We start from the raw sequence: 6,897 nt of genomic DNA, 5'->3' as shown, positions 1-6,897 counted from the left end.
TTGTCTCCTGTATTTTGGAGCAAAAACGATATGATATTTACAATTCCATTTACTATGTGCTAAACTACTATTGTCCATAACGGACGCACCTCCTTGTATTATAGTTCTGGTCGGCAAACCTACTATAATTTTACAATGGAGGTTTTTTATTTTCTACTCACCGCTGAAAGCTTTTTAGAACCACCCGCATAGCAGGTGGTATTCTAAATACAAAAAAAAGAATGTATCAAAACTTTACATTTAAGATACATTCTCTTACTTTATTTTTTGCCCTTAATTACTTTATATAGTTTAACCTTTTATCCCTCCTATATTAACTCCTTCTGTTAGTTTCTTATGGAATAATGTATAAACAATAATTGTTGGAATCATTACTATAACCATTCCAGCAAACATTGCACCCCAATCTGTTGCAAATTTATTTACTTCCATTAAATTTTGAAGTCCAACAGGAAGAGTTTTCTTTGAATTTGTTGTTATGAAGGTCATTGCCATTGCATATTCATTCCAAAATCCCATAAAGTTAAATATTAAAACTGTAATTATTCCAGGCTTTGCAAGGGGAACTATAACACTTGTTAATGTTCTTGCATAACCGCATCCATCTATCATTGCAGCTTCTTCATAGTCTTTAGGTATACTTTGCATAAATCCTATTAATATATAAATTGAAAATGGTAATTGAAGTACTGCATAAACTAAACTTAAAGCTAGTCTATTATTTAGCATATTTAAGTCATTCATTATTAAAAATAATGGAACTATTATATATACTGATTGAATAAATAATCCTGCCATATAAGAATTTTTCAAAAAGTTTGATCCTTTAAATTTATATCTAGAAAGTGCATAAGCAGATGGAACTGCAAGTATCATTAAAAATGCTAAAGCTAATATTGTTACTATTATTGAATTTAAAAAGTAATCTCCCATATTTGCCTTAGTAAATGCATTTGTATAATTTTCAAACCTAAGTGTTTCTGGAAATGCCCAAGGTGCAGTTGTAAATTCTCTTGGTGATTTCAAAGAAGATAATACAGTCCAAACTAAAGGTATAATTACAAGAAGGCTTCCAAAAATTAGTATTATTCTTAATATCCAAGTTTTAATTTTTTCTCTCTTATTTTCAACTCTCATAACTACTCCTCCTTAACCTTAGTTAATCTATTTAATAACAGTGCAAGTCCAACTGCCATAATAAATATAACAACTCCAATAGCCATTGCATATCCATAATTTGAATTAACAAATGCTTGTTTATACATATATGTTAATAACACTTCTGAATTTCCATCTGGTCCTCCATTAGTCATTACCTTTACAAATATAAAACTTAAATTAAATACACCTGTTATAAAAAATACAAGGGTAACCCTTACTATTTCCCAAATCATTGGAAGAGTTACATATCTAAATTTTTGCCAAAAACTTGCTCCTTCTATATCAGCTACCTCATATAATTCTGGGGGAATCCCATCTAAACCAGCCATATAAATTACCATATAATACCCTACTGCTTGCCAAACCATTGCCATTGCCAAAGCCCATAAAACAGTTTTAGGATCTCCAAGCCATACAAGTTGCAACCTATCAAGTCCTATGCTTCCAAAAAAGGAATTAAGTATACCAATTGATGGATCATAAATGTATGTAAATAGAACTCCTATTACTACCATTGATAAAACATTTGGAAAAAAGAATATTAATCTATAAAAATTTTTTTCTCTTAGCTTACCTTGAGTTAAAAATATTGCAAGTAAAAGTGAGAAAATTATTGTTACAACAGGAAAAACTACAAGTAAAAAAGCAGTATTTTTAAGAGCTTTCATAAAATACTCATCAGCAAATAAAGTTTTAAAATTATCAAAACCTATAAATTTAGCATTATCTGATAAACCTCCCCAACTATACATAGACATACTAAATCCCTTTATAATTGGATATACCATAAATAGAATAAATAATATTAATGTAGGAATTATACACCATGCTATAAATATTTTCTTTTTATTATTTTTCATTCTATATCACTTCCAACGCCCTATATTTAGTAATGGTTGGGAATTATCCCAACCATTATCCATTGTTTTATAAATATTTATTATTTTGAAGCTGCATCTCTTAATTTTGCATCTGCTTTTTCAAGCTTTGCAGCCCACTCTTTAGCAGTTAATTCTTTATTCATAATTGATGCTAGTGGATTGTAAACTTCATCAGCTATATTAACTTCGCTCTTAACTGTCTTAAAGTCAACAGTTATTGGTTTAACACCTTCTTCAAAAATCTTAAAGCACTCATAATTTGATTGATTTAAGTTTTCTTTAGCAAGTTCTAAACCTTTTTTAACTGGAACAACTCCACCTGATAATTTAGAATTTAACTTAACATTTTCATCTTCATATTGGAATGCTAAGAATTTCTTTGCTAAATCTTTATTTTTAGCTTCTTTTGGAATATACATTTGCTCTATCATAGTAGTTGCATATCTAGTATCACCACTCTTAAATACAGGTGGTGCCATAAATCCAAAGGAGAATCCTTCTTTGGGAATTGTTTCTTTCATTTCATCTTCAAACCAGTTTCCATTTGGTATAAATAATGCTTTTCCATCTAAGAATGCTTGTTGAGCTAAAGTATGGCTCATACCAACAGTTCCTTTTAATAAATATCCGTCTTTTCCTATCTTTTCAAATACATCTAAAGCTTTTTTAGCTCCATTGCTTTCCCAAGCTCCCTTATCATAATTAAATATAGCCTTTAATTCCTTTTCACCACCTGCTGATGCAATCATTGGCCATATTAAAGCTTCATTATATGATGGATTTAATCCTTGATAAGTAAATAAAGCTTTTCCATCTTTTTTAGCCTTATCTCCTAAAGCAAAGAATTGATCCCAAGTTTCTGGTGCTTTATAACCCTTCTTTTCAAAGTAAGTTTTGTTGTACCACATACCAGTTACATTATAATAAAGTGGTGCTAAAAATACTTTGCCATCTCCATATGGAGCTGTAAGAGAAGTATTTAAGAATCCATCTAAAATTTTATCCTTAAGCTTTCCTTCTCCACCATCTGGATTTTTACCATCAAATACATCTGTTAAATCTTCTAAAGCATTATCTTTAATTAATGCATTAGCTAATCCTGATGGATCTGTTGATCCTAAGTATATAAAGTCAGGTGCATCTCCAGATGTTATTTTAGGTCTAACTATTTCACCAATCTTTGGATTAGCTTCTACATTAACCTTAACTCCTGGATTTTTTTCTTCGAATTTTTTACTAACTTCTTTCCAGTAATCTGATCCATGACCACCTTCAAATACTGCAATATTTAGTACTTGTTCCTCTTTTTTACCTGCATCACCTTCTTTAGGCTTACTTCCACAACCTGCAAATAATGAAATACCAATAGTTGTAGCAGCTAAAAGAGTTAGCATTTTAATACTTCTCTTTTTCATACTTTCTCCCCCTTTAAATACCTTTATAATTTACTTATAATTACCTTACAACCTAATATTAACATTAATCGTTTTCACTTAATATAAACGTAATTTACAATAATATAGAATATTTTTACGTAATTATTTATAACATTTTTTCTTAAACTCACTTGGGTTTATTCCATAGAATTTTTTAAACAATTTATTGAAATAAAATTGATCATCTATTCCTACCATAAGTGATGCTTCCTTAATCATAATAGATTTATTTGACAAAAGTTCTAATGCCTTATTCATTTTTCTTTCATTAATAAAATAAGTAATATTTTTACCTGTTTCACTTTTAAAAATTCTACTTAAATAACTTTCATTCATATTAACTGTTTTTGAAAGCATTTTTAGGGAGATTTTCTTTTCAATATTTTTATCTACATAATTTATAATATCTTCAACTTCTTTTCTGTAACTTCTATTATTTGCATCATTTATCCATTCTTCAATATTGTTAAATTCAAAATATAAAACCTCCTTTAAAGTTTTAATGTCTTTAGAAATTTCTATCCTCTCTCTAATTTTTTCAAATTTATCTACATTTTTAAAACCCTTTTGAAGTTCATTTCCTTCAATATTTGCAAATATAAATTGAAATAATTCTCTAACATTTCTAGGATCTGAATTTTCCTTTACCATATAATCTATTATTTTATTTGATAATTCTCCATTTTCACTAAATTTTCTCTCTCTTATATTTTTAATTATTTTCATAGAATAAGGTATGTCAGTATAATCTATACACTTAAAATCCTTTATGTTATCTCCATCTATAACAGAACCCTTTTCTAAATAAAAACTCCATTTAAATAATTCCATTGTTTTAATAAATGCACCTTTAAAATTCTTCTTTTCTTTAAATTTCTTACATACTGAAATTGTCATTTGAATATTTAAATATTGCTTTATATTTTTTATAATGCTTTTATTTATATTTATTATGTTATCTTTATTATTTTCAAATATAATAATTCCACTATGATTTTTTATAAAAATAATTTTATATTCTATATCCTTAGAAATACTTTCATCTATAATATTTTTAATATTTTTCTTAAGATTTGAATGCTCTTTTATTCTTTCTTTATATATTTTTTCTATATCATCAACTCTAAAATAACTTATTCTATACTCTTTATCTAATATTTTTAATTCTTCACTATCTATACACTTTAAAAATTCCTCTTCACTTACCTCTTCATCTCTCATCATTAAAAGTAAGTTATTTTTTAAGTCACTTAAATCAAAGGTTTCTATTTCTTTCTCAATTAATTTATAATTTTCTTTACTTTTTTTTATTTGATTTATTAAATCTTTAATATCATTATCTTCAATTGTAACCTTTAATAAATAATCAAAGGCCCCTTCTTTCATTGCCATTCTAACTAATTCATAATCACCATAATTGCTTAAAACTATTACTGTACTATTTAGCTTTCTTTTATTTATTTCTCTTATAAGTCCTATACCACCTAAATTAGGCATTTTTAAATCAGTAATTATTATATCTGGAACATTTTTTTCAATTACTTTAAGTGCTTCTATCCCATCTTTTTCACAACCAATTATTTCACAATCCAAATCTTCCCAATTAACTATATTTCTCATTGCAATTCTAATTAATTTTTCATCATCTACAATTAAAACTTTAAGCATTATTATCTTCATCCCCCTTATTATCTATTGGAAGTAATATCTTAACCTCTGTACCATAACCAATAGCACTTTTTAAATTCATTTCACAATTTTCCCCATAGGTTAATTCAATTCTTTCAAAGACATTTTTATACCCAATTCCCGATAAATTTCCTTTATTCTTCTTTTTATTCTCATTAGAATCAAAGCCTTTTCCATTATCCCTAATAATTATCTCTAAAAATTTCTCTATTTTAGAAATATATATATCTATTTTTTGATTATCCTTTTCTTCATCAAAACCATGTAAAATACAATTTTCTACTATAGGCTGTAATATAAACTTTATTATTTTAATATGATAAACTTCTTCTTTTATATTGTAGTTAACATCAAAAGAATCCCCATATCTAAGTTTTTGTATAACTATATAATTTTTTATATTGTCTATCTCTTCTTTTACAGTTACAAATTCCTTTGAATTTACTATAGTATTTCTTAAAAGTTTGGCTAATGCTCCAAGTCCATTTGAAACAGACATATCTTCATTCATAACAGCTATCCATTTAAGTGTATTTAATGTATTAAATAAAAAATGTGGATTTATTTGTGCTTGTAGCATTTTTATTTCTGATTCTCTCTTTAAAGTTTGCTCATGCTTAACCTCATTTAAAAGAAGATTTATCTTATCTACCAGTCCATTAAATTGTTTAGATAGTAAACTTATTTCATCATTTCCTTCATCCTTTACCCTAAAATCAAAACATCCATCAACAACTTTATCCATTCCTTTAACTAAGTTATCTATTGGATCATATATACTTTTATAAATGTATTTTGTAAATATAACTACTATTCCTATAGAAATTACAACATATATAGATAAAGTTAATATTACACTTCCTATTTTGTCTAAAAAAATGTTATATGTAACTAAATTAGCAACCTTCCAATTTAATTTGCTTATTTCTTTATAGGATGTTATATACCTTGAACTATCTATAATAGTTTTATGTCCATTTAAGTTTATATACTTCTTATAAGTAAAGTCTTCCTGTCCAAATAGAAAATTATTATTTTCATCTAAAATTATAATAGAATTTGAATCCCCTAAAGCTGCATTTAAAAATGTTCCTCCAAAGGCATTCTCATTTAAAGCAACAAAAATATATCCATTAACTAGCTTTGTTTCAGGATCTTTTATTGCACGTGCCATAGAAATAACACCTTGTCCATCTATTCTAGTATGAAACCAAATAGTCTTTCCCGGAGTCTTTTTTGCATCACTTGAATATCTTAAAACATCTGATTTTGAAAAGTATTTAAAGCCTTGGGTATATAAAATTGATAAATCCTTTGTAAGTATTTCAACTTCACCTACACTAGATAAGAGATGTAATTTTGAATATAGAAAATTATTTAATTTATTTGCAAATATATATTCTTCTGTTGGATTCATTATTTTAGATTTTTCTAGACCTTCATAAATTAATTTAGACATTAAAACTTCATCTAATTGTTGTTCAAATTTTGAAATATTTAAATTTATATTTTCCTCTATAATATTTAACATTTCATTTGAATAGCTATCTATATTATTCTTTATTATATTTTTACTTTGCTCCCAAGAAATAAAAAAAACAATTATCATAGATACTATAGGTATAACTGCAAATCCTAAAATCAATCTTTTTTTTATTCCTATATTTCTAATAATATTTTTTTTAGTACTTATTTTAAACTTCCCCATATTTTTTCTCCAAAACCCATTA

General features: G+C 26.4%; 5 protein-coding genes and 1 pseudogene. All 6 read right to left on the bottom strand.

What is annotated here, in order from left to right; all coding sequences use genetic code 11:
* Positions 1 to 78 (bottom strand): annotated as a pseudogene (locus J2S18_RS08330) (IS200/IS605 family transposase); the annotation flags it as partial.
* Positions 79 to 291: 213 nt separating this feature from the next.
* Complete coding sequence (locus tag J2S18_RS08325; protein WP_307485618.1) at positions 292 to 1,137, bottom strand: carbohydrate ABC transporter permease; 846 nt, start codon at positions 1,135 to 1,137, stop codon at positions 292 to 294.
* A gap of 2 nt (positions 1,138 to 1,139) precedes the next feature.
* The gene (locus J2S18_RS08320; RefSeq protein ID WP_307485614.1) at positions 1,140 to 2,021 is read right to left on the bottom strand and encodes a carbohydrate ABC transporter permease; all 882 of its coding nucleotides are present in this window, start codon (positions 2,019 to 2,021) and stop codon (positions 1,140 to 1,142) included.
* Between the two features lie 80 nt (positions 2,022 to 2,101).
* Positions 2,102 to 3,457: a carbohydrate ABC transporter substrate-binding protein gene (locus J2S18_RS08315; protein ID WP_307485611.1), complete on the bottom strand. Its 1,356-nt coding sequence runs from the start codon at positions 3,455 to 3,457 to the stop codon at positions 2,102 to 2,104.
* 123 nt (positions 3,458 to 3,580) lie between these two features.
* Positions 3,581 to 5,158, bottom strand: a complete 1,578-nt coding sequence (locus J2S18_RS08310) for a response regulator transcription factor (protein WP_307485610.1) — start codon at positions 5,156 to 5,158, stop codon at positions 3,581 to 3,583.
* Positions 5,139 to 6,875, bottom strand: coding sequence for a cache domain-containing sensor histidine kinase (locus J2S18_RS08305; RefSeq protein WP_307485607.1), 1,737 nt, complete (start codon positions 6,873 to 6,875; stop codon positions 5,139 to 5,141). Before J2S18_RS08305 ends, J2S18_RS08310 begins: the two co-directional genes overlap by 20 nt.
* Positions 6,876 to 6,897: the final 22 nt, after the last annotated feature.

The sequence above is a fragment of the Eubacterium multiforme genome, assembly GCF_030813415.1.
GTDB lineage: Bacteria > Bacillota > Clostridia > Clostridiales > Clostridiaceae > Clostridium > Clostridium multiforme.
This window is presented reverse-complemented; position numbering and strand designations above follow the sequence as displayed.